The 21627-nt window shown below is 62.5% G+C and carries 19 protein-coding genes; 8 read left to right on the forward strand and 11 right to left on the reverse strand.

What is annotated here, in order from left to right; translation table 11 throughout:
* Nucleotides 1–7 precede the first annotated feature (7 nt).
* Both AArc1_RS18315 and alaS read right to left on the reverse strand, forming a co-directional pair.
* Complete coding sequence (locus AArc1_RS18315) at nucleotides 8–982, reverse strand: tripartite tricarboxylate transporter substrate-binding protein (protein WP_161958308.1); 975 nt, start codon at nucleotides 980–982, stop codon at nucleotides 8–10.
* Between the two features lie 354 nt (nucleotides 983–1336).
* Nucleotides 1337–4111 (reverse strand): alanine--tRNA ligase, encoded by a 2775-nt coding sequence (gene alaS, locus AArc1_RS18320; RefSeq protein WP_117365697.1) that lies wholly within the window; start codon nucleotides 4109–4111, stop codon nucleotides 1337–1339.
* Nucleotides 4112–4536: 425 nt separating this feature from the next.
* Here alaS and AArc1_RS18325 point away from each other — a divergent pair, with 425 nt between their 5' ends.
* Nucleotides 4537–6498, forward strand: coding sequence for a GAF domain-containing protein (locus AArc1_RS18325; RefSeq protein ID WP_117365698.1), 1962 nt, complete (start codon nucleotides 4537–4539; stop codon nucleotides 6496–6498).
* A 132-nt stretch (nucleotides 6499–6630) separates the two neighbouring features.
* Here AArc1_RS18325 and AArc1_RS18330 read toward each other — a convergent pair whose 3' ends face one another.
* Both AArc1_RS18330 and AArc1_RS18335 read right to left on the reverse strand, forming a co-directional pair.
* Nucleotides 6631–7620, reverse strand: coding sequence for a replication factor C small subunit (locus AArc1_RS18330; RefSeq protein ID WP_117365699.1), 990 nt, complete (start codon nucleotides 7618–7620; stop codon nucleotides 6631–6633).
* 108 nt (nucleotides 7621–7728) lie between these two features.
* Nucleotides 7729–8151: a universal stress protein gene (locus AArc1_RS18335; protein WP_117365700.1), complete on the reverse strand. Its 423-nt coding sequence runs from the start codon at nucleotides 8149–8151 to the stop codon at nucleotides 7729–7731.
* A gap of 105 nt (nucleotides 8152–8256) precedes the next feature.
* Between AArc1_RS18335 and samp2 the strand changes: the two genes are divergently transcribed.
* Both samp2 and AArc1_RS18345 read left to right on the forward strand, forming a co-directional pair.
* The gene (gene samp2, locus AArc1_RS18340) at nucleotides 8257–8502 is read left to right on the forward strand and encodes a ubiquitin-like small modifier protein SAMP2 (RefSeq protein ID WP_117365701.1); all 246 of its coding nucleotides are present in this window, start codon (nucleotides 8257–8259) and stop codon (nucleotides 8500–8502) included.
* An 88-nt stretch (nucleotides 8503–8590) separates the two neighbouring features.
* Nucleotides 8591–9067 carry a GNAT family N-acetyltransferase gene (locus AArc1_RS18345; RefSeq protein ID WP_117365702.1) on the forward strand — a complete coding sequence of 159 codons (477 nt, stop codon included), beginning with the start codon at nucleotides 8591–8593 and terminating at the stop codon, nucleotides 9065–9067.
* A gap of 2 nt (nucleotides 9068–9069) precedes the next feature.
* Here the strand turns inward: AArc1_RS18345 and AArc1_RS18350 are convergent, their stop codons facing one another.
* Nucleotides 9070–11451, reverse strand: a complete 2382-nt coding sequence (locus tag AArc1_RS18350; protein ID WP_117365703.1) for an ATP-dependent DNA helicase — start codon at nucleotides 11449–11451, stop codon at nucleotides 9070–9072.
* A 197-nt stretch (nucleotides 11452–11648) separates the two neighbouring features.
* Between AArc1_RS18350 and AArc1_RS18355 the strand changes: the two genes are divergently transcribed.
* Nucleotides 11649–11885, forward strand: coding sequence for a DUF7127 family protein (locus tag AArc1_RS18355; protein ID WP_117365704.1), 237 nt, complete (start codon nucleotides 11649–11651; stop codon nucleotides 11883–11885).
* A gap of 93 nt (nucleotides 11886–11978) precedes the next feature.
* Nucleotides 11979–12572 (forward strand): DUF1684 domain-containing protein, encoded by a 594-nt coding sequence (locus AArc1_RS18360; RefSeq protein ID WP_117365705.1) that lies wholly within the window; start codon nucleotides 11979–11981, stop codon nucleotides 12570–12572.
* Nucleotides 12573–12759: 187 nt separating this feature from the next.
* Here the strand turns inward: AArc1_RS18360 and AArc1_RS18365 are convergent, their stop codons facing one another.
* Nucleotides 12760–13440, reverse strand: coding sequence for a class I SAM-dependent methyltransferase (locus tag AArc1_RS18365; RefSeq protein ID WP_117365706.1), 681 nt, complete (start codon nucleotides 13438–13440; stop codon nucleotides 12760–12762).
* Nucleotides 13441–13679: 239 nt separating this feature from the next.
* Between AArc1_RS18365 and AArc1_RS18370 the strand changes: the two genes are divergently transcribed.
* The 3 genes from AArc1_RS18370 (at nucleotide 13680) to AArc1_RS18380 (ending at nucleotide 17532) form a co-directional block, all read left to right on the forward strand.
* Nucleotides 13680–14834, forward strand: a complete 1155-nt coding sequence (locus tag AArc1_RS18370) for an ABC transporter substrate-binding protein (RefSeq protein ID WP_186336630.1) — start codon at nucleotides 13680–13682, stop codon at nucleotides 14832–14834.
* A gap of 355 nt (nucleotides 14835–15189) precedes the next feature.
* Nucleotides 15190–16809 carry an ABC transporter permease gene (locus AArc1_RS18375; RefSeq protein WP_117365707.1) on the forward strand — a complete coding sequence of 540 codons (1620 nt, stop codon included), beginning with the start codon at nucleotides 15190–15192 and terminating at the stop codon, nucleotides 16807–16809.
* Nucleotides 16810–16953: 144 nt separating this feature from the next.
* A complete protein-coding gene (locus tag AArc1_RS18380; RefSeq protein ID WP_117365708.1) occupies nucleotides 16954–17532 on the forward strand; it encodes a DUF7090 family protein in 579 nt (192 codons plus the stop codon).
* Nucleotides 17533–17687: 155 nt separating this feature from the next.
* On the opposite strand, the gene AArc1_RS18385 is transcribed toward AArc1_RS18380, so the two are convergent.
* From AArc1_RS18385 to AArc1_RS18400, 5 genes are all read right to left on the reverse strand, one after another.
* Nucleotides 17688–18470 carry a DUF7089 family protein gene (locus tag AArc1_RS18385; RefSeq protein WP_117365709.1) on the reverse strand — a complete coding sequence of 261 codons (783 nt, stop codon included), beginning with the start codon at nucleotides 18468–18470 and terminating at the stop codon, nucleotides 17688–17690.
* Nucleotides 18470–18559, reverse strand: a complete 90-nt coding sequence (locus AArc1_RS19795) for a hypothetical protein (protein WP_449289241.1) — start codon at nucleotides 18557–18559, stop codon at nucleotides 18470–18472. The genes AArc1_RS18385 and AArc1_RS19795 overlap by 1 nt, the downstream gene beginning before the upstream one ends.
* Nucleotides 18560–18768: 209 nt before the next feature.
* Nucleotides 18769–19680 (reverse strand): OapC/ArvC family zinc-ribbon domain-containing protein, encoded by a 912-nt coding sequence (locus tag AArc1_RS18390; RefSeq protein ID WP_117365710.1) that lies wholly within the window; start codon nucleotides 19678–19680, stop codon nucleotides 18769–18771.
* Nucleotides 19680–20075, reverse strand: a complete 396-nt coding sequence (locus AArc1_RS18395; protein ID WP_117365711.1) for a DUF2073 domain-containing protein — start codon at nucleotides 20073–20075, stop codon at nucleotides 19680–19682. Before AArc1_RS18395 ends, AArc1_RS18390 begins: the two co-directional genes overlap by 1 nt.
* A gap of 5 nt (nucleotides 20076–20080) precedes the next feature.
* On the reverse strand, nucleotides 20081–20719 hold the full coding sequence (locus tag AArc1_RS18400; protein ID WP_117365712.1) for an Era-like GTP-binding protein: 639 nt from the start codon (nucleotides 20717–20719) through the stop codon (nucleotides 20081–20083).
* Nucleotides 20720–21627 lie beyond the last annotated feature (908 nt).

Here is a 21627-nt window from a genome sequence, read left to right on the forward strand (position 1 = left end):
GGATCGTCTAGATCTGTTCTCGGTAGGCGTCGACGTCGATGTTGTCTTCGATACCGGCAACGGCGTCTTCGAGGACGTCCTGGGACTCCTCGCGGTCCAGGTAGTAGAGGTCGTTCGCAGTGTCCTCGGCCCACTCCTGTGCTTCGTCGGAGGTAACACCGGCTTCGACGGCCTCCGAGAGGACGTCGAGGTACTCCTCGGGCGTCCCCGGCGGCGCGACCTCGAGCAGCGTGAAATTCGCGATGAAGTCCATGTTCGGACCGTCGTAGTTGGCGATCGTGTCGAGGTCTTCATCGTACGGCAGTTCCTCGCTCGAGACGCTGAACACGAGGTGGGAGTCGCCGTCTTCGTCCGCGCCCTGGCCGGTCGTATTCGTCACGACACCGGCAGGGACCTCGTTCGAGTCTACGGCTTCGCGGGTCGGGCCACCGCCGTCGTACGGCACCTTGTCCTCCCAGCCGAAGTCGTACTCGTCGCGAAGCAGCTCGACGATGATGTCGCTTGCGTCACCGATACCCTGGTAGCCGACCTGAGTGAACTCGCCGTCGTTGTACGCATTACGAAGGTCCTCGAAGTCTTCGATGTGGTCGTACTCGCTGTTGACGATGAACGTGTAGTAGAACGACCCGATCGCGCCGATCGGTTCGAATTCGGTGACGTCCCACTCGGGTTCGTCGAGGAGCCAGGCCAGCGTCGACGACGGTGGCGTCGCCGTCCCCATGTGGTACCCGTCGGTTGGCTGATCGTACAGCTCACTGAGTCCGGTCAGACTGCTCGCCCCCGCTACGTTCTCGATCTGAACGGTCTCGTCGAGGAACTCCTCCATCCCACCCTGCGTCTGACGCGAGAAGACGTCTGTCCCGCCACCCTCAGACCACGGGATGAGTTTGTTGATCGGTTGTGTCGGGAACTCCTCGGCATCGTCACCGTTGGCGGCACCGTTGCTACCATCGTCGATACAACCCGCGAGTCCAGCAACCATACCCACCGACACGGCACTGCTACCCTTCAGAAACGTACGTCGTTTCATCTCTGGTATGCACTGTCTACCAAACCCATATAATACTTTCGCAATGAGAAAATGGCTGATTTGGAGAAAGGTGTATAAACTCCCTCCCGACCAAATATTTCTGTTTTACTATAGTAATATAAAATATCATTAGGAAGTTGAAAAATAGGTTTTAAGTACCTGTCAAGCACTGACGAAAAAACTGGAGCGACTCGGCCGGCGGACGGACCAACAGTCGGTAGTGACGCTTACCACACCTGAACCACGAGGAGTGGCGTGTTCGTGAGTTGCGACGAAAAACGGAGAGAGCTGGTATGCCCGAGAAAATTATGCGTCGAGCATGCGACGGACGACGTCGGGAGCGGCCTCGAGGACGTCATCCAGGTCCTCGACATTGGGACCACCGCCCTGAGCGAAGTCCGGCGGGCCGCCCCCACCACCGCCGACGCGATCCGCCAGTTCGCCGACGACCTGCCCGGCGTTCACGCCGACGTCGTCGGGAACGGCAACGACGAACTGGGCGCTGTCCTGGCCGCTTCCCAGCACGGCGACGGTGCCGTCTTCGGCGATCGCGTTCGCGGTCGCACGCAATTCGTCGACATCGGCGTCGATGCGCTGGACGAGCGCGGTCGTCTCGCCGAGGTCGATCTCCTCGCCGCCGGCACCGCCGCTGGCGCGGGCTTCCGCGAGTTGTTCGTTCAGATCGTCGATCTGCTTGCCGCGAGCTTTCCACTCCTCGAAGAAGCGTTCGGCCGTCGCCGGAACCGCTTCGGGTGAGACGTCGAGGATCTCTGCGGCCTCATAGAGGGCGTCTTCTTTACGCTGGGTCGCCTCGAGGGCGGCCTCGCCGGCGGCGAACGTGATGCGCTCGACGCCGTCCTGGACGCGCTCGGTCGAGAGAACTTTGATCGCACCGATGTCGCCGGTGCGGGCGACGTGGGTACCACCGCAGGCCTGGACGTCGTCGTCGACGTAGATCAGCCGGATCTGTTCGCCCGGTGGGATGCCACCCTGATAGAGATCGAAGCCGTGCTCGGCCTCGGCCTCGTGGCGGTCGGGCCACTCCTGGGTGACCGCGGAGTTGTCCATGACGATCTCGTTGGCAACGCGTTCGATCGCTTTGACGTCCGCACGCGAGATGCGGGCGTAGTGGCGCAAGTCGATGCGAGAACTCTCGACGCCTTTCTGAGCGCCAGCCTGGCGAACGTGATCGCCAAGAACCTGCCGGGCGGCGTGGATGACGACGTGCGTCGCCGTGTGGTGGCGCATCAACTGGCGGCGACGAGCGGCATCGACCTGGCCGTTGACGAACTCGCCTTTTCCAGGGCTCTCGTCGGTCCGGTGGCAGATGACGCCGCCATCGATCTGGACGTCACGAACCTCGACGGTCGTCTCGTCGGTCGAGAGGATACCCGTGTCTGCGGGCTGGCCCCCACCTTCGGGGTAGAACATCGTCTGGTCTAAGACGACGTCGTAGCCGTCTTCGCGCTCGAAGACGTCGAGTACGACCGCCTCGAACTGCGTGCGTTGTTGGTCGTCGTAGTAGAGGGGCTCCGTCTCGGGCAGATCCTCGAAGCGTTCGTCTTCCTCCTCGGTCGGGGTGTCCGACTCCTCGGGCGTCTCGTGACGTTTTGCAACGAGACTGTAGAAGTCGTCGGGGACGTCTGTGTCCGCACCCGCCTCGGCGGCGATCTCTGCGACCATGTCCGGCTGGATGCCGTGAGAGTCATAGAGTTCGATCAGTTCGTCGGTCGGGATCGCCTCGCCGGCCTCGGCGTACTCCTCGGCGAGCTGTTCGACCCGGCGGCCACCCCGCTCGAGGGTTTCGCGGTACTTCTCGACCTCCGTGCGGACGATATCGCGGATCGTATCGCGGTTTTCGTACTCCAGCCGTGACGCCTGCATGTCGACGAGTTCGTCCAACGGCGCGTCGACGCCCACGTTATCGCACAGCCGCTTTGTGCGGCGGAGTACCATCCGTGCGAGGTAGCCCGTCCCGACGTTCGACGGGACGATGCCGTCACCGAGCATGTACGCGAGGGTGCGACAGTGGTCGGCAATCGCGTAGACGTCCTCGAGCGGTTCGACCAGGTCCCGGAGTTCCTCGACCGAGACGCCGAGCTGGTCGGCGATGTCGCCACGAGCAGCCTCGACGTCGTCGACGTCGTCGATGTCTAAGTTGCCCGAGAGACGGGCGGCACGGCCGACGAGTTCGGTCTCCTCGTCGGTGTGTTCGATTTCGGCGTTCTCTTTGAGGAAGGCGATCATCTCGGGGTAGATCGCCTCGTACACCGTTGGGGTGCCCTGGCTCATCCAGGTCCACCGCTCGAGCCCGTAGCCCGTATCGACGATGTAGGTGTCCATGAAGGAGTAGCGGTTCCCGTCTTTGAGTTCGTACTCGCCGTCGGGGTCGGCCTCCATGCACATGAAAACCAGCGTCGCCAGCTCGAGTCCCTTGTAGATGACTTCGATGGCGGGACCGGCGTTACCGCCGCCGACCCAGGGGTCCTCGATGTAAGTCACCTGGGTGATGTCAGCGCCCATCGACTCGAGCAGGTTGTCACAGAGTTCGACCGTTCGGTCCTTCCAGTACACTTCGCCGTCGTAGGCGTACTCGGCGTCTGCGTCCTCGCGCGCGTTGAAGGCGTGGTGGGCCATCATCTCGAAGGCCATCGTGTGGCGTCCGGTCTTGCCCACGTTGTCGATGTCCTGCATCCGGATACACGGCTGGCTGACCGTCAGTGGATTCGCAGGCGGCGGCGTCTCACCCGACGTCACCAGCGGCTGGAAGTCGTAAATCGACGCCTGGGTCAACAGGACGTCGTCACGCCAGCGGTTCGCCGCGACGGGGTACGGACCGATTCGCTCGTGATCGTGGTCTTCGAAGAACGAGAGAAACGCCTCGCGCATCTCCTCGAGGCTGTACTCCTCGGCGAAGCCGGGATCGTCGATAAAGTCGTACTCGGCACACGGCGGCTCGCCACAGGTCACCCGGTCTTCGTCGCGCGTCCAGAAGTGGTTCCCACACTCGGGACACTCCGTGCGCACGAATCCTTCCTCCTCGAAGTACTCGAGGCGGTACTCGTCCGCCAGTTCACTCATTGTTCGTTGTTGGCCAGCCAGTGACTAAAACAGTTCCGCAACGTTCATGACGCGAGAGTGCCCGACGCGACCGGTGACGGCCGGTCTGCAGGACGCAACACCGCTCGAGAGGTAAGGAGGTCCGTGAGTTCGGGATCGTGCTAACAGTTCGACACGGACGGCGTTTTTTTGACCGACGAAGAACCACCGGTTCGGGATCTTCTGCCAGAGATGGTAACAACTGCACCGATGTACACACTGATCGCGGATCTGCCTGGCGAGCAGGTGCGCACTGACGTGCTACTATGGTACCGCTCACTGCGGCAGACGTGAGTGTTTCAGCGAGTCGAACGAAAGCGGACGACGGTCGTCCAGACGAAAAACGCCCAGCAGAAACATTAGTATGGAATCACAGACAGTACGTACAGACGACTAATTCGGATTCGATGACATCGAAGGCACACCCGACGACGCACTCGCACCCACGCTTGATCCTCTACGTCGCGGCAACCGACACCGCGGCGGCGGAAGGAGCCACTGCGATCGAGGAACTGCAGACGGACCCTGACGGCACCGTCCAGCCGACGACCGCGGTCGACGACGTCCACGAGTGGGCGCTCGATGCCGACTGTATCGTCGTCGAGGGCGACCACTCCGAAGAGGAACTGACAACGGCCCTCGAGGCGGCCGGCCCGGTACCGGTCGTTGTCTTCGCCGACGAGCCGTTCGCGTCGTCGTCGGTGGCTGCGGATGCCGACGGCTACGTCCGGCGAGACACCGCGGACGCGTACGTCCACCTCGCTGACGACATCGAGCGCCTCTGTGCCACGACGCGAGAGCCACCGGCCGAAGACGGGCCACCGGACGCCCGGACGGCCGCCGCAGTGTTCGAGACGACTGCCGGTATCGCCAGCTGCCGGGATCGAGACCGGCTCTTCGAGCGACTCGTCGACGGTGCCGTCGACGTCCTCGAGTTCGAGTATTGCTGGCTGGAGACGATCAACTTCGGCGAACTCGTCCCTCGGGCTGCGGCATCGGCGGTTCCCGATGAGGCACTCGAGTCCAGGTCACTCGACGATCCCCTCGGCGTCGCGTTTCGGGCAAGAGAGCCGATTCGAATCGCCGATCTCACGACCTACGACTGGCTCGAGCCGCCGTTCGACGGCGTCCGATCGCTGTGTAGCGTCCCCGTAGGCGACGTCGGCGTGTTGCACGTCGTCGCCGAACTCCCGGACGCATTCGACGGCGGTGACCTCGCACTTCTCGAGGGGCTGTGTGGGTTCGCCGCGGCGATCCTCGAACGGAACTGGGCCGAACGCGGCATCGTAAACGAGCGCGACCGACTGACCCGCGAACGATCGCGGTTCCACGAGCGATACAGCCGACTCAAAGACGAACGGGACGCCCTCTTTACGCTCTTCAGAAACGTCTCCGAACCGACGCTCCGATATGATCTCGAGGACGGAGAGCCCGTCGTTTCGGGCGTCAACGCCACCTTCGAGGCCGTCTTCAGCGTCGACCGCGAGGAGATCGTCGGCGAGCAGGTCGTCTCCTGTGCCCTCCCCACTGGGCTGGCAGACCGGGCGACGGCGCTCACCGAAGCCATTCAGGCCAACGAGCAACGCGATCTCGAGTGTCGGCGCGTGACTCCCGACGGCATCCGCGACTTCGTCCTGACCGTTGTCCCGCTCGAGGTGTCCGAGACCACCGCCGCGAACGCCGGCGGGCTGATCGTCTACGAGGACGTCACCCAGCAGCGACGCCACGAGCGCCAGCTTCTGGCCGCGATGCGACGCCTCGAGACGATCTCCGAGCGGATCGACGACGACGTGCGGTCACCGCTGAACACCGCCCGCGGCTACCTCGAGCTTGCCGAGAAGACTGGCGACGAAGAACACTTCGACGTCGTCGAAACCGCCCACGAGCGGCTCTCGGATCGATTGCAGGAGCTCGTCGACGTCGCGGACGGAGAGCGAACCGACGCCGAGCCGGTCTCCCTCGTAGAGGTCGCAACCCGCGCCTGGCTCACCAGCGAAACGGGCAAAGCGCAACTGCTAACCGACGGCGACATCGTACTCGAGGCCGATCGGAACCAGCTCTACACGCTGTTCGAGTCCGTCTTCCGGACCACGATCGAGATCGAAGCCGCCGACGACGACGCGGCATCCGTCACGCTCACCGTCGGCACGACCGACGACGGCTTCTACGTCGCCGGCAGCCGACCGACCGAGGCCGACGCCGATCGCGAAGCCGACCCCGAGCCGGGGCGGCTCGCCGACGCAGACGGCAGCGCGTTCGGTCTCGAGCCGATCGAACGACTCGCCGACGCCCACGGCTGGGACGTTGGCGTCGCGGCGGACGACGACGGAACGGCCATCGCCGTTCGTGGCGTCGAGATTCTCGAGTGAGCCAGAGACCGCTCAAACGATCGTCTCGACACGGGTTTCTCGACTCTTGGCCACAGCTACGACCGGTAGTTACGGTCGACGCGCTTGCCAGTGACGAGCGGTGAATGGCAAAATCGTTCGGATATGCCGGCTTTACGCGTCCTCGAGGGCGAGCGATGCCAGCATGGCCTCGAGCTGAAGCCGTTCGTTCGCGCCCTCGGTGATGCGGTAGTCGACCTCGCCGAGGCGCTCGAGCAAACGAACGATCGCTCGTTCGGGAAGGTCGAGCTCCCACGCGGAGCGGTGGAGCTGATCGATGACGTCGCCGCCGGCGAGCCCGCGGTCGGTCAACAGGTCTTCGAGGGCAGCCCGAGCGGCGGTGAAGTCGCCGTCGATGGCGTACCCGACCATTTCCTCGACCTCCTCGGGGCGGGCGGTGGCGGTGATCGCGAAGACGGTTGCCTCGTCGACGGTTTCACCCATCACCGCGGCAGCCTGAAGGGCGTTGATCGCTTTTCGCATGTCACCATCGGCCGCGTACACCAGCGCGTCGATACCGTCGTCGGTCACCGCGATCTCCTCGATTTCGGCGATCTCGCGGATCTGTGTCTCGATTGCCGCCTCGGCGAGTTCGGTAAAGCGAAAGACAGCACACCGTGACTGGATCGGATCGATGATCTGACTCGAGTAGTTACACGAGAGGATAAAGCGAGTGTTACTCGAGAACTGCTCCATCGTTCGACGCAACGCCGACTGGGCGTCGCTGGTCAGTGCGTCGGCCTCGTCTAAGAAGATGATCCGGTGGTCGTACCCGCCGAACGAAGAGCGGGCGAACTCTTTGATCCGGTCGCGGACGACGTCGATTCCGCGCTGGTCGGAGGCGTTGAGTTCGAGGAAGTTCTCGCGCCAGTCGTCGTCGTAGACCTCGCGGGCGATGGCCTGGGCCGCCGTGGTTTTCCCGGTTCCGGCCGGGCCTGCAAACATGAGGTGGGGCAGGTCGTCCCGTTCGACGTACCGCAGCAGCCGTGGGACGATGTTTTCGTGGCCTTTGATGTCGTCGAGTCGCTGTGGCCGGTACTTTTCGATCCAGACTTCGGTCCTGCCCGGAGTGGGCGCCGCCGGTTCGGCGTCGGCCTCGCTCATACCGGCTCAAGGGCCGGGCCCAAGATAAATCGACCGAAGGTCTCCGTCGCGGCCCCGTCGCCGCTCGAGGGATCGAACCAGCGTCGAGGATCGGCTCGATCGCGCCTGCTACTCGTCGGTCACGACAGTGACCGGACGGTCGGCATCGAGGATAATCCGCTGGGTAGTGCTTCCGAACAGCGCTTTACCCGTGGGCGAGCGCTGCCGGCCGACCATGGCGATGGCGTTCGCGTCGACCTCGTCGGCGATAGCCAGGATCTCTTCGACTGGATCGCCGTGTTCGCGACGGACAGTGACGTCGACGCCGTGGTCCTCGAGCGTGTCGACGACCTCTTCGACGCTTTTGGGCAGGTCGCGTTCGTCGTAAAGCTCATCCGAGCGGACGATGCCACCCTCGCCGGTGATTTCGAACTCCTCGAAGACGTTCACGACGACGACCTCGACGTCGGTATCGCAATCTGGAAGTGCTGTGACGTACTCGGCTGCCTCCAGCCCCCGACTGGTGCCGACCGGTATAACGATCGTATACATGCTCGTGACATTCTACCGGGAACGTATATCCGTTTGGGGACTCCACCAGCGAGGTCGCTTGCACGCTAGCGATGCGCTGAAGTCTTCGCTCTCCAAAACCGAGGTATGCGCGTCACCGTCGACGTCAAAGGCGAAGGGACCCACGAGATCGACCTCGAGCAGCCAGACGCCGACGGAGCCACGGCGTCGACCGAGGCAAACGTAACGAAGCCGACGTACGCCGACCTGCTGGCCGAAGTCGAGTTGAGCCCGCACGAGGTGAGCGTTCTGGTCGACGGCCGTCCGGTCCCGGAAGACCAGCCCGTCGAGACCGAGCACGTTACCGTCTTGCGGCTGATCAAAGGCGGCTGATCGCCCACAGCCGCGTCGAGCGACCGACGCTTCAACTCGAATCGAAACCGACAGCGTGGTAGCCACCGCACACTGATCGTTCCCAGCCATGTTCGTTCGTCCCGCCGATCCCGACGACGCCCTCGAAGTCCGCCGAATCCTCGACGGTGCCATGCTCGAGCCGGGGGCCGTCGAGCCCCGAATCGACGCGGGCGACGTCCTCGTCGCGGGTGACCGACGGGGCGAATCGACGACAGCCGACAGAGCCGAGTCAGGCGGCGACAGCTCGATCCCAGGGAAACCGAGCCACGACCGCGAACGACGTCTCGGCGCGCTCGTCCTCGAGCCTCGCGAGCGAAATGCCCACGTCGCCGCCGTCGCCGTCCGGCGTCGCCACCGTGGCCGCGGCATCGGCACCGCGTTAGTCGAACGCGCCCTCGAGCGCGAAGGGCGACTGACTGCCACCTTCGACGACCGAGTTCGACCGTTCTACGACGCACTCGGCTTTCGGGTCCAGTCGCTCGACGACGGACGGTACCGTGGCGTCGCCACCGCGGACGACCGTATCGGCGACACGGTCGGGTAGGGCTACCGCTTGGACTCGAGTGTCGGGCGGATTCGCTCGAGCCCCATCCCGAGCATGTCGGGACTCACCGGCTGGAACTCCCCGTCAGCGGGGAGATACTCGCGAACGGAGTCCCAGCTGTCGCGTGCGTACCGTTCGTCGAGCAGGACCCGGACGCCGACGTCGTCGGGTGAGCGGATGACGCGGCCAACGGCCTGGCGGGCCTTTCGCACGGCGGGGATCGTCAGCGCGTACTCGAATCCGTCACCGAATTCCTCGTCGTAGGCCCGCCTGACTGCCTTCGTGCGCGGACTCGCCGTGTTGACGATCGGGACGCCACAGACGACCGCCGCCGAGAGTCGATCACCGCTATAGTCGACGCCCTCCGTGAGCGTTCCCCGGAGACTCGTCAGGAGTACCTTTCCCTCGCCGGCGAAAAACTGGGACTTGAGCGACTCCGTCGTCTCGTCGTCGCTCGAGGCGTCGAGCAAAACTGGTTTTTCGATCCGATCCTCGAGGACGCCCGCAAACCACTCGGCCTCGGCGTAGCTCGGCATCCCGACGAGGACGTTGCCCGGAACGCGAGCGATCGTCGAGATCGCGTCGGCGTACTGTCTTCGGGTGGGCGTGTCATCCCCCGGATGGCCGCGGTTATCGTACGTGAACTTGGGGGCAGCGACCGCGAAGCTCTCGCGATTTTTCTCGGGAAAATGTAGCCCGTAGCGGCGCTCGACGACCGGTCGATCCTCCGCTCGCGCGAGGTACTCGAGTCCGGTCACTTCGGTGAACGCCTCGATCGGCTCGAGGGTGGCACTCATCAGGATGCCGCCGCCAAAGGCCGCGAGTCGCTCGCCGATGGCGTCGCTGGGGACGCAGTTGTGCAGCGCGAGTCGAGCGGTGTACGCCCGACGCCACGAGTCGGCGGGTTCGGTCTCGTTCCAGGTGCGCTCGAGTTCGATCTCCCGGAAGTAGTCGGTGTGACCGCAACGGTACCACTGGCCGAAGATGCGGCCGACCGCAGGGGCTGACCGGGCCCGATCCTCGTCTTCGGCCTCGTTCAAGATTCGAGCGACGACCGCCCCGACGCTCTCCGCTCGGACCCAGTCGGCGTCCCGGTAGCCGGCGTCTCTCGCCCACGTCGTCAACTCGTCTTCGGCGGGTTCGGCCGGGTCGCGAAGCGGGATCTCGTCGTCTCGCAGGTCGGTGAGATTCGACTGCCACCCCCGCTGTTTCCGGTCGAGGTGAGCCGTCACCCGGCGGTCAAGTTCGTCCCGAAGGTCCTGGACGAACTCGAGGGTACGAACGAGTTCGTCGTAGCTGACGTCGCTGTCGTTCAGCTCTGTCCGGACGAGGTCGGCGTCAGCCGTCTTCGACCCTCCCTGTGCATTTCGACCCTCGCGTTCGAACTTGACCGGCTGGATGACTCGCGAGAGTTCCGTCTCGGCGTCACGCAGCGTTGTATCGGCGACGCCGTCGCTGACGAGGTCGCGAACGCGCGGTTCGAGCATATGGGCCTCGTCGCAGACGACGAACGTCGAGTCGTCGAGTAACGCGCCGGTGAACGTGCCCGTCGTTCGCGGGTCGAACGCGTGGTAGTAGTTGCCGACGACGACCTCGACGTGGCCCAACGCCGCACCCATCACCGAGTGCGGACAGGTGCCGTGACGAACCGACAGGGCGACCAGGTCCTCGGGCGTGACCATTCCCACGTCGGTGAAGTCGTACGGGACTGCCTCGGCTGCGTCGCCGTCGCTTCCCTCGTCGGGCAGGTCCTCGAGATACCGGGCGTAGAACGGACAGTACTCCGTCTCGGCACCGACGGGACCGCCGTCGCCGTAGGTCGGCAGATCGGGCGGATACGGCGTGGGTTCGCCCGCCGTCTCGAGGAACCGTCCGCCGCTATCTCGAGCGCCGCTGTCGGCCAGTCCGATTTGCTGACTGCGCGCGCGGGCGGCCAGCGAGCCGGCGGTGGTCTCCCCGCCCTCGCCGACGAGGTCACGGGTTCGGTCTCGAAGGGTCTCACACCGGTCGTAGACGTTGCCGTCGTCGATTCCGGCCGCACCCTCGCGGTTGTACGGGCAGACGTCAGCCTTTCCGACGAGTGTGAGCCCGGAGACAGGATCGGCGTCGGCGGGCAGGTTCGCGTTGATCGTCTCGAGGTCGGCCTCGAACTGTCGTAGCTGCTGTTTGACGCTCGTGAGCACGAAGACACGCTCGTAGTCAGTGTCCGGATCGCGCACGAGATCGATCCCCGCAGTAAGTGCGATCATCGTCTTCCCCGTGCCACAGGCCCCTTCGATGACGGTGTAGCCGCTGTCTCGAGCCGTCTCGATTGCGGTTTCGATCCCGTCGACCTGCTCGTCGTAGGGCTCTTCGTGGCCGAAGGTCGAGCGCCAGGTCGTCATTCTCCCCGTACTCATCGGTGGTCGTGCATAGCCTTGACGGAGTCGTAGCCGCGGCTTCAGTTATAAACCTCCGTCCCCAGGCCAGCTACCGACCCGTCTACACCGTCTCGAGCGTTCGTCCCTGACAGCGCACTCGAGCGGTCCCACCGGAGGCTGCCGGCGTACCCCTTACCAGTCGTGGGGCCCTCAGTTTGGCTATGAAAGTCCCCGAAACACTCCAGAACGCCGATCGCCACGGTGCAGTCGTACGAAGATTCGAGTACGACGACGGGGCCCTCATCGCAGTCGACTTCGGGACCGACGAAGCGGTGACGATCGACATCGTCGAGTCGACGGCGATCGTCGTCTTCGACGGTCGACACCTCGAGTTCGAGCTTCCAGCAGAAGCCGAGGACGTCTCGGTCCACAACGGCGTCGTGACCATCGGGGAGTAACCGACCGCGACACCTCGAGACAGCGGTGTGGGCGCACCGACGAACGGCCCTGCAAAACACAACCCATTCCCGTCTCCCGGAGATAGTCGAGGTATGAGCGACTCTGCCGACCCTGCCGCCGACATCGATGTCGACCAGTGGTGCGCCGAACTCGAGGCCAAACGGGCCGAGAAAGATCAGTTCTTTGCCGAGCATCCCCAGTCACCGATTCCACCGGGCGAACGTGACGCGTTCGACGGCCTCGAGTACTTCGAGCCCGATCCGGCCTACCGCGTGCTAGCGACGGTAACCGTCGAAGACGAGCCAGGCGTCGTCCAGATGGAGACGACATCGGGCCGAGAGATGCGCTATCTTCGAGTGGCGACGCTCGAGTTCGAACTGGTACGCGAGGAGGACGAGCTCGCAGACGGGACGTTCGAGCTGGCAGCCTACCAACTCGAGAGCCCGAACGACGACCCGTACTTCGTTCCGTTTCGGGACAAGACGACTGGCCAACAGAGCTACCGCGGCGGCCGATACATGGAACTCGCAGCCGACCGCGATCTCGAGACGGGCGACGAGATCGTCCTCGATTTCAACCTCGCGTACACGCCGTTTTGTGCCTACAGCGAGACGTTCGATTGTCCCCTACCACCCGAAGAGAACTGGCTCGAAGTGACGGTTCCGGCGGGCGAACGGTTCGAGTGAACGACTCGCGGTACACAGGGTGACGTTTCACCTCGAGATCAGAGCCAAAAACCACCAGACAGGGTGGCGACTCGAGTGGAAATGAGGGGGTATCAGCGTCGGGATCTCGAGTCGAAATAGGTGGGGTGTCAGCCGGTGGTTCAGCCTCGAAACGAACTGGGTCTCGACCGGTGACCTCGAGTTGAAACTACGGGGCGACGCCGACGGTCAGCAAGGTTCCGAGTTCGCGATAGCGCTCGACCATCGCTTCGCGTGTATCCCAGTCGTCGGTCGGGAACGCGGCGGCCTCGGGGATTTCGATCTCTCGGTCCGGGATGGTGTCCTGTTCGCCGACGTAGAGTCCGGCTTCGCGGAACGCTGCCCGGTACTGCTCGCGGTCCCAGCGAGTCATTTCGATCGAGATGAACTCCTGCCACTCGTGGGAGTAGACGTTCTCTTCGTAGTAGTTGACCGCACAGTAGAACGTCCCTCCGGGCCGAAGGATGCGGGCGATTTCAGAAAGCGTGTTGTGAGGATCTGCGGCGTAATAAAACGCCTCCATCGACCAGACGTGGTCGATCGAGTCGTCGGCGAACGGGAGCGTATCGAAGTCGCCGACGAGATACGCGACGTCGGAGTCGTCAGTGTATCCCGCGGCGTTGCGTGCCATCTCCGGCGAGCCATCGAGGCCGTAGATTCGCCCTGCACCCTTGGTGTCACGAAGCGCGCGGCCGGCGTATCCGCTGCCACAACCGAGGTCGAGTACGACGTCACCCGACTCGACCGGCATCCGCGCAAGCGCGTGTTTTGCGGTGTGCCAGTGGCGTTCTTCCATTCCCTTGTCCCGGCCGCTCGCGGCCCAGTCGTCGAACTCCTCGCGGACGCTCATACCCGACCACTCACTTTCGAGTCGCAAAGTCCGTTCGACTTGGTTTCGTCGTCCTCGCATCTCGAGTGGTGAAACCGACACACCCTTTAGGCAGGCCTAAAAATATGCAGTAGCGGCTTTAGGCCAACCGAAAGCGCCCAAGATTGTCGGGCTGATAGCCTCTCGTGCAACCCTACTAATTCTGAAAACCCGAAAGTAATCGGAAGGTATATGTGTTTTAGGTCGACCTAAAACTAGACATGGAAGAACGCGTTCCAACCCAGATGTTCGGTCGACGATCGTTCCTCGCCGCCACGGGCGTCTCAGCAGCCGGACTCGCCGGGCTGGCCGGTTGTCTCGGGGACGACAACGGTGGCGACAACGTACCGATCGCCGATGCCGACCCCCTCGCAGAGCCCGTCGACTCGACGGCTGTCTCCTGGGACGATCTCGGCGACCTCGAGGGTGAGATCACGGTCTACTCCGGGCGCACTCGCGACCAGATCGATCCGGTGTTCGAGGCGTTAGAAGACGAGTACGACGGCTTCGAGATCAACCGTGACTACGACGACAACGACGTACAGGTCAATCAGATCCTCCAGGAGGGAGATGCCGTCGCAGCCGACCTGATGTACTCACAGGACCCCGGCGCATTGAACGAACTCAAGGACAACGGCGTCCTCCAGCAACTCCCCCAGGACGTCGTCGACGCCGTTCCAGGGAGCTATCGCGAGCCCGACGGTCACTGGACCGGCGTCACCGGACGCGTCCGCTCGATCCAGTACAACAGCGATCGCTGGGACGGTGGTGCAGACGAGTTACCGACCGACATCATGGAGTACGCGACCGACGACCGATTCGAGGGAATCATCTCGACGCGACCCAACTCCGGGACGTTCCGCGGGTTCATCCAGGCGATGGTCGAGCGAAAAGGCGAAAGCGAGACCCGCGAGTGGGTCCGGGCGATGGTCGAAGACCAGGACATTCAGCTCTTCTCGGGCGGCGGCGACCAGGCAGAAGCCATCAACAGAGGCGGTGACGACGATCCGATCGTTGCATTTGGGAACAGCTACTACGCCGCACGGATCCTGAACGAAGCTCCAGACGCACCCATCAGAACGGCCTATACCGAAAACGACGCGGGCTGTCTGTTCAGCATCGCTGGAGTTGGCGTCCTGAACGACGTTGCGAACGCCGAACTCGTCGCGGAGTTCGTTCGACACCTCCTCGCCGCGGAAGGCCAGGAGTTCATGATGGACGCGAACGGCGAATACCCGGTCGTCGAAGGGATCGACTACGTCGGCGAACTCCCCGACTTAGAAGAGATCAATCCGCCGGAGTTCGACCTGAGTGACTTCGACATGGATCTCCAGGAGGCGAGCGAACTCCTCGAGCAAGAGGGGATGACGGTCTAATCCGTATCGGTGGACCGACCGTCGGTGGCTGGACGACGAACGGTGACACACTATCGGCCGCCGTCGGCCGGATGAGGATCACCGCGATCCGTGGGTTCCAGTAATCTGGAGCCTCTCACGATCCGGATCACGCGCCGCCTCACATCGGGTCGATCTACAGAATACGTCACTTCGCCTCGGGTCGATCTGGATCATACGTAGAAAACACGTCAGTCAGTCAGTTCGGCGACCCGACACCCAAACCTATCACGTCGCTGTCTTCCATCGATGTGGGAACGCTTCGGGGGATTTAGGTTCACCTAGGACTAACGCCCCATCTGAAACCTCGGTTCCGTCGAAGAGTCGGATAATCGCTATGAAATCACGTACCACCTATCTCGATTCGGTGCCGCGGCTCGAGACGATTCTCGAGCGTCTTGGCGAGGCCAACCGGTCGACGCTCGTTCTCGGATCGGTGAGCGCGGTGATCGCGTTGCTCGTCGTCTCGCCGATGTTCTGGCTGGTCTGGCAGGCGACGGCGGTCGATCCGTCACGAGCCGTCGGTCTCGTCTTCTCTACACAGACGGCCTGGGTAACGATCAACAGCATCGCGCTGATGCTTTTCGTGACGCTGTTTTCGATCCTCCTCGGCGTCCCGCTCGCAGTATTGACCACTCGAACCGACATTCCGTATCCCCGGTTCTGGACGATCGTCGCCGCGTTGCCCCTCGTAATCCCGAGTTACATCGGCGCAATCGCGTTCGTCGGCATGTTCGGTCCCGGCGGAGAAGTCGATACCCTCTTTGGAACGACGATCCCCCGCATCTACGGCCTCCCCGGTGCGATCGCAATTATTACCCTCTATACCTACCCGTACGTCTTTCTGACGACGCGCGCCGCATTACTCTCGATGGACAGTTCGATCGTCGACGCTGCACGCACGCTCAACGCCGGTCCGCTCGAGGCGTTCCGGCGAGTGACGTTCCCCCAGATCAGGCCGGGAATCGCCGCCGGCGCGTTGCTCGCGGCGTTGTACGCCGTCTCCGACTTCGGAACGCCAGCGTTCATGAACGCCGACGTCTTCACGAGCACCATCTACTGGGAGTTCGGCGGCTTCGCCGTCGAGTACGCCGCGTTACTCGCGTTGCAACTGATCGCACTCGTCGCCGTCGTCCTCGTGATCGAAGCCGGTATCGGAGCCGACGACGACGTCAGTGGTGGCACCGAACGCGGGAGCACGATCCGTCTGCGCCGCTGGAAGTGGCCCGCGATGGGGGCCGTTACCGGGATCGGCGTCGTCACGCTCGTCGTCCCCGTCGCGGTTTTCACCAACTGGCTGTTCCGTAGCGAGGGTGATCCGATCCCATCACTCGAATTCCAGTGGGAGTTTGCGTTCAACTCGGCATCACTTGCCCTGCTGGCCGGACTGGTCGCCTGTGCGTTTGCACTGCCAGTCGCGTACTACTCCGGGCGAACGAACTCGCTGCTCTCGCGCGTACTCGAGCGTGCCACCTACCTCGGCTTTGCCGTTCCTGGCGTCGTCATCGGGCTTGCACTGGTTTTTCTGGGAACCAGAACGCTTCCTTCGTTGTATCGACACGGCGTCTGGCTGCTCGTCTTCGGTTACGTCGTTCGATTCCTTCCGCAGGCGGTCGGCACCGTTCGGTCGTCGGTGCTCCAGGTCGATGACAAGACGATCGAGGCCGCACACACGCTCAACGCTGGCCCGATCGAGGCGTTCCGACGGATCACGCTGCCGTTGATCATGCCGGGCGTGATCGTCGGCGGCATTCTGGTGTTCCTGACGACCATGAAGGAGTTGCCGATCACGCTCATGTTGCGTCCCGTCGGGATGGAAACGCTCGTCAGCATCATCTGGGGTGCCCAAGACGCGCTGGCCTACCGGTATGCGGCTGTCCCTGCACTCTTGTTGATCCTGATCTCGGGTGCGTCGATGCTCGTCTTGCTCCGCCAGGAGGATAACAACCTCAACTGAGACGAAAGGCCGCCGGAGATCGCTTCTACTATCGCACCTACGGCTTTCCGAGAGCAGCAGTCGGAACCGATCCTCGCCACACCGTCGACTCACCTCAGAAACATCCGCACGCTTAAGGTGATCCCAAAAGTTGTTGTGTCCAACATGGATTACAGCCTCGAGATCGACAACGCACCGGAGGCAGTACCAGGTGGGACCGGCATCCTCCTGCTCCATCCGAGCACCGGCGAAACGGACCGAATAGACACCGATTTCTTCAAAACCGACACCGACCACTTCCTCGTCGTTTCCACTCGAACGACCGCCCGCGAAGTCAAACAGAAACTCGAATACTACGACGTCGACGAAGAACGCGCAGAGATCCTCGACACCCTGAGCATCGAACGTGGCTACTCCCGACGACAGAGCGACACCGTCCACTACGTCGCCGCCCCCGACAACGTCGACGGCATCGTCGAGCACATCGACGGCTTCCTCGAGGCCCACGACGGCAAGCTCCGCATCAGTTTCGACTCCGTAACCGAACTCGCCTACTACGCTGGCGAGGACGAGGCGCTCTCCGCGGTCGAACGCATCCTGGAACTGCTCGAAGAGTACGACGCCGTCGGGCTCTTTCACCTCTCGGAGGAACCCCACGACGAGACGATCGTCGACGAGTTCCGCGCGCTGTTCGACGGCGTGATCGACCTCGACGAAGACGGCAGCGTCGACGCGGAGTTCTAAGGGCCGTCACAGGCACATAGAGAACCTGCTAAGCAATCCCTTAGTCGCCGTTTCGAGGGCTCTCGACCGCAACTGCTCGAGGAGGGATAGACGAGGACCGTCCAACACACCCGCCTGATATTTCCTAAGTGGTGTCCGTCGGTAGCGATGACGGGCTACTCGGTGAGTGCGTCGAACGTTTTCTCCGCCCATCGTATCGCGTACTCGGGTCCGTGATCCAGATACGCTTCGGTATCGAGCGCTGCGAACGGTGCCGGGAGTTCGATCGCATGCTTGATCGCCGCACACGCGAGTTCCGTCGCGTCCGCGAAATCAGTCTCGTTGCGAGCCACTGCGCTCGGCAATCCGGAAACACGGCCCTCGAGTCGATCTCCAGCATCTTGCCACGCTGCCGCGAGCTCCGGGGAGTCGTTGGGCCACGTCGCGAACACCTCACGGGTCTGGAGTCCGACCCAGCCATCGTACAGTGCTGCGGCAATCTGGTAGGTGCTGTTGGCATCGAGAGAAACCGCGCGATCGAGATCGCGATAGCCGTCCTCGAAAAAGTCCAGGAAGTGTTCCGGGATCTCGAGACCAAGTTCGACGAACGCCTCAGCGAGGAGGAAGTCGACAAACGACTCGGGCGAGCCCTGGACGCGCGGCTTGACCAGCACGACGGGGGGCTCGGTTTGCCGGGTCCAGACGACGCTGCCGTCACCGGGCATTCCGACCGTGAAGTCAGCGCCCGCGTACCTCTCGAGCAACGTCGGTGCGTCCGCTGGGAGCCACGCCGACGGATAGGTTGCCAGCTCGAGCGAGTCGACGGCGAACCCGAGTTCTTCTGCCTGTTCCGGCGGGAGCGTCTCGAAATCCCGTTCAGAGTCGAAGACGATCGCATCCGGCGCGTGATCGGCTTTGACCGCAGCAACGGGCGCTGAGAGCTCACGCGAGTCGAACATTAGACGAAGACGGTCTGGAAGATGATCAAAATCGACAGGAGCGCCGATACGCTGACCGTCCCGAGAACGATTTTGGTTGCAGTGCTCATGTTCGAGGGCTATCACCCACATCGCATAAATCCATCTGTCTCGCCTCGATCCGTTCGACTGAATTGACGGACCGACGCGCGGACGGTCCCGTCAAGCCGGGGTCGACAGTCGAATATCGACTGCAATCACGCCGCTCAGATGTGCCACCCCAGTGTTCGATGCTCGAAGAGGCCGTTTCACCTGGAACGCAACGGCCCGGCGCGAACTGTCACCCGTCGCTCTCGCGCCACGAGTCGGGGACGTCGATGACGTACCGGCCGTCTTCTTGCAGGGAGACAATGTACTCTTCGCGGTTGTACAGCTCCATCAGGTTGAGTTCGTACTCGCCGGGGCGAACGATCTTGATGCTCTCGAACTGCTCGTTGAGCTCGGCTCTGAGTTCGTCGATAGAGGGACGGTCGCCCGTTGGTTCACTCACGACGCGACCGTGCTCGGGTGGGCGGTCGTCCTCACTGGCGGCGACAGCGTCGCCGTCCGTGGCAGACACCCCCTGGGAATCGGCCGCTCGAGCGTCGTCCGTCCGAGCGTCGTCCGTTCCATCGGACTGGGGAGTCCCTTCGACGGTTCCTGTCGGCAATCCGTCCGTGGATACGACGTCTGTTCGGGCGTCAGACTGCGCCGAGCCCTCGTCGTCGGCCATCGTTGCTCGGGTCGTCCGATCGGCTGGGTCAGTGTCGTCGTTGGCTGAAGATCGGTCCTCGGGTCGGCGCGCCGAGTCCGGCCACGCCGCAAAGTCGCTCGTATCTACCCGACGCTCGTTCTCGTCGGCTTTTTTCGACACCCACTCCCGAACCGACTGTGAGGATGCCGAGTCGTCGTGATCAAGTCGCTCCGACCCTCCAGTTACCCCGTTATCTTGCTGTGACACGGACGAACCGTCGGGACGTTCAGTCGGCGGCCCACCTGGTGACGTCTCGCCTACACCAGGTGAGTCGACTGCCCCGGGCGAGTCGCCTGCTTCATCCCCCGTATGCGGACCGTTCGACGTGGACGAATCGCTCGAGGCCGTCCGGGCCGGCGAAAACTGGAACTTGTTTCCACCACAGTCCGGACAGCCCGAGAGCATCTCCTTGGAGCCGTCCGGAAACGTTCGACCGCAGTTCGTGCATTCGTGAGGCATTAGTTTCGGGAGACGAGTGCACTGATGAGCGTTTCGTCCTTGTGGAGCGTTTCGATCCGGTTTGCAGGGCCGATCACCGTGAGCTTGGCCGTCGATTCGTCGGTACCCATGATCCGACCCAGCAGTGACGAGTCTCTAGTTTCGGATTTCGGATACGTTTCGATCTCGATCCCGTTGAAACCGTCCGGATTGATCTCGGCCATCGTCGTCTCGATCAGCTTGCTCTCTTCGTCCGGAGTCAGCCCCTCCTCTAAGATGACGATGTTGCCGTCGTGGACGCCGTCCAGGATCATCCTGATCTTCTCCATCGTCGCGAGTTCGTCCATTCGCTCGCCGCTGATCATGTCGATCTGGATTCCGTCGTCCGGGTCGTCAGTGTTCGTTGCCTTCGGCATCCTGATCACCCGAAGTACTCCGCGATCGACTCGTACACTTCGTCCATGTTGTCTCCTTCTTTCGCCGACAGCGGGATCGTTTCGTGCTGTGGAAACGCGTCTTCGATTCGCTTGACGCTCGAGTCCTCGAGGTCGGTCTTGTTCGCAAAGATCAATACGGGGAGATCCCGTGACTCGATGATCCCGATCAACATGGTATTGACCTGAGTGATCGGATCTTCCGCACTGTCTAAGACGTAGATGACGCCATCGACGTCCTCACGAAGCCAGTGCATGGCCTCGGCGACACCCTCAGTCGCCTCACGCGAGCGACGAATCGCGTCGTCTTTTTCCATCTCGTCGGTGAACTCCTCGTAATCGACTTTCGTCGTTACGCCTGGCGTGTCGACGATGTCGATCGTCACCGACTTTCCGTTGCGTTCGATCTCGACGTTTTCTTTCCTGCGCGCGCGTCGCGTTTCGTGTGGAATGTGACTCTCCGTTCCAATTGCGTCACCGGTCCAATCTCTTGCGATGCGGTTTGCGAGCGTCGTCTTTCCAGCGTTCGGCGGTCCGTAGATCCCGATTCGTTTCGGCTCCTGCTCTGAGAACAGGCGGTCCGTCACCCGGGAGATACTATCTTTGAGTTCTGTGAACAGTCCCATCGTAGGGCCTCCAGCACACGGGGTGTGTCTGCGCGTACAACTGGACCGAATTCACTTAAGCCTACGTTTAATTAGTTGGCTTACCGATACTTGATCGCCCGATACTGCGTCGTTCTCGCATGAACCGAAAGCCTAGAGTCGTAGTCTACCCCTGCAGTTCGAGTGCAACCGACTACACGTTGTCGACAGGTCCGCACCCACGCCGTTGACGTATCACCGGATCAAATCCTATGGGTATCAGTACATTGTTCGCTGGACACTGTTCGCCGGATTCTAACGCGATCACTGAAGATCTCCCACACCCGACCGCGAACCAGCGCCGGGCGCGAGCCTCGCCGGATGGACTAGCAGTCGAGCGAGCACTCACGAATCCTGGTGAGCACCAACGAATTCTGGGGGGTGACGTCCGCTCGAGATGCTACCGGCGACTCGAGACCGAGATACTCGAGGTTGGCCGGAGTTCGTGATAGATAGCTTGGAGAGCCACTCGAGATGTATGATCAACGAGCGAGTAGCATCATGAGCAATACGCGAGTAGCACCCGGATCGGTGAAACGTAGACCTCGGTCGAAATCAGCTCGCCACCGTTGGTGAGAGCAGAGACTACAGGTCCATCGCTACGGATGGAGTGTCCATCGCTACGGATGGGGTGTAAGGGTACATTCGATCTAGTTCAGCCGAGAAAATAAATTCGAGACTTATGTGATCTAGTAACACGAGTGGCAGCTAGATTGGATATCGTCGTCACAGGATGCGGCGATTGTGCGGCAGTGATGATGGCCCCCACCCCTTCGTTTCCACTGGAGAAGGCAGAACGTCGGTGGAGAATACTCGAGTGATTCCCAGGGAGCCGGAAGGGAACATCCCAGAACAGACGAGTACTGGCTTCTCTGAAGGGATTGTGGCCG

Origin of the sequence: Natrarchaeobaculum sulfurireducens, assembly GCF_003430825.1 — an archaeon.
GTDB classification, from domain to species: Archaea; Halobacteriota; Halobacteria; order Halobacteriales; family Natrialbaceae; genus Natrarchaeobaculum; species Natrarchaeobaculum sulfurireducens.

Coding starts and splice junctions, on each gene's coding strand:
- AArc1_RS18315 (WP_161958308.1), bottom strand. CDS start 982: ATGGTTGCTGGACTCGCGGGTTGTATCGACGATGGTAGCAACGGTGCC.
- alaS (WP_117365697.1), bottom strand. CDS start 4,111: ATGAGTGAACTGGCGGACGAGTACCGCCTCGAGTACTTCGAGGAGGAA.
- AArc1_RS18325 (WP_117365698.1), top strand. CDS start 4,537: ATGACATCGAAGGCACACCCGACGACGCACTCGCACCCACGCTTGATC.
- AArc1_RS18330 (WP_117365699.1), bottom strand. CDS start 7,620: ATGAGCGAGGCCGACGCCGAACCGGCGGCGCCCACTCCGGGCAGGACC.
- AArc1_RS18335 (WP_117365700.1), bottom strand. CDS start 8,151: ATGTATACGATCGTTATACCGGTCGGCACCAGTCGGGGGCTGGAGGCA.
- samp2 (WP_117365701.1), top strand. CDS start 8,257: ATGCGCGTCACCGTCGACGTCAAAGGCGAAGGGACCCACGAGATCGAC.
- AArc1_RS18345 (WP_117365702.1), top strand. CDS start 8,591: ATGTTCGTTCGTCCCGCCGATCCCGACGACGCCCTCGAAGTCCGCCGA.
- AArc1_RS18350 (WP_117365703.1), bottom strand. CDS start 11,451: ATGACGACCTGGCGCTCGACCTTCGGCCACGAAGAGCCCTACGACGAG.
- AArc1_RS18355 (WP_117365704.1), top strand. CDS start 11,649: ATGAAAGTCCCCGAAACACTCCAGAACGCCGATCGCCACGGTGCAGTC.
- AArc1_RS18360 (WP_117365705.1), top strand. CDS start 11,979: ATGAGCGACTCTGCCGACCCTGCCGCCGACATCGATGTCGACCAGTGG.
- AArc1_RS18365 (WP_117365706.1), bottom strand. CDS start 13,440: ATGAGCGTCCGCGAGGAGTTCGACGACTGGGCCGCGAGCGGCCGGGAC.
- AArc1_RS18370 (WP_186336630.1), top strand. CDS start 13,680: ATGGAAGAACGCGTTCCAACCCAGATGTTCGGTCGACGATCGTTCCTC.
- AArc1_RS18375 (WP_117365707.1), top strand. CDS start 15,190: ATGAAATCACGTACCACCTATCTCGATTCGGTGCCGCGGCTCGAGACG.
- AArc1_RS18380 (WP_117365708.1), top strand. CDS start 16,954: ATGGATTACAGCCTCGAGATCGACAACGCACCGGAGGCAGTACCAGGT.
- AArc1_RS18385 (WP_117365709.1), bottom strand. CDS start 18,470: ATGTTCGACTCGCGTGAGCTCTCAGCGCCCGTTGCTGCGGTCAAAGCC.
- AArc1_RS19795 (WP_449289241.1), bottom strand. CDS start 18,559: ATGAGCACTGCAACCAAAATCGTTCTCGGGACGGTCAGCGTATCGGCG.
- AArc1_RS18390 (WP_117365710.1), bottom strand. CDS start 19,680: ATGCCTCACGAATGCACGAACTGCGGTCGAACGTTTCCGGACGGCTCC.
- AArc1_RS18395 (WP_117365711.1), bottom strand. CDS start 20,075: ATGCCGAAGGCAACGAACACTGACGACCCGGACGACGGAATCCAGATC.
- AArc1_RS18400 (WP_117365712.1), bottom strand. CDS start 20,719: ATGGGACTGTTCACAGAACTCAAAGATAGTATCTCCCGGGTGACGGAC.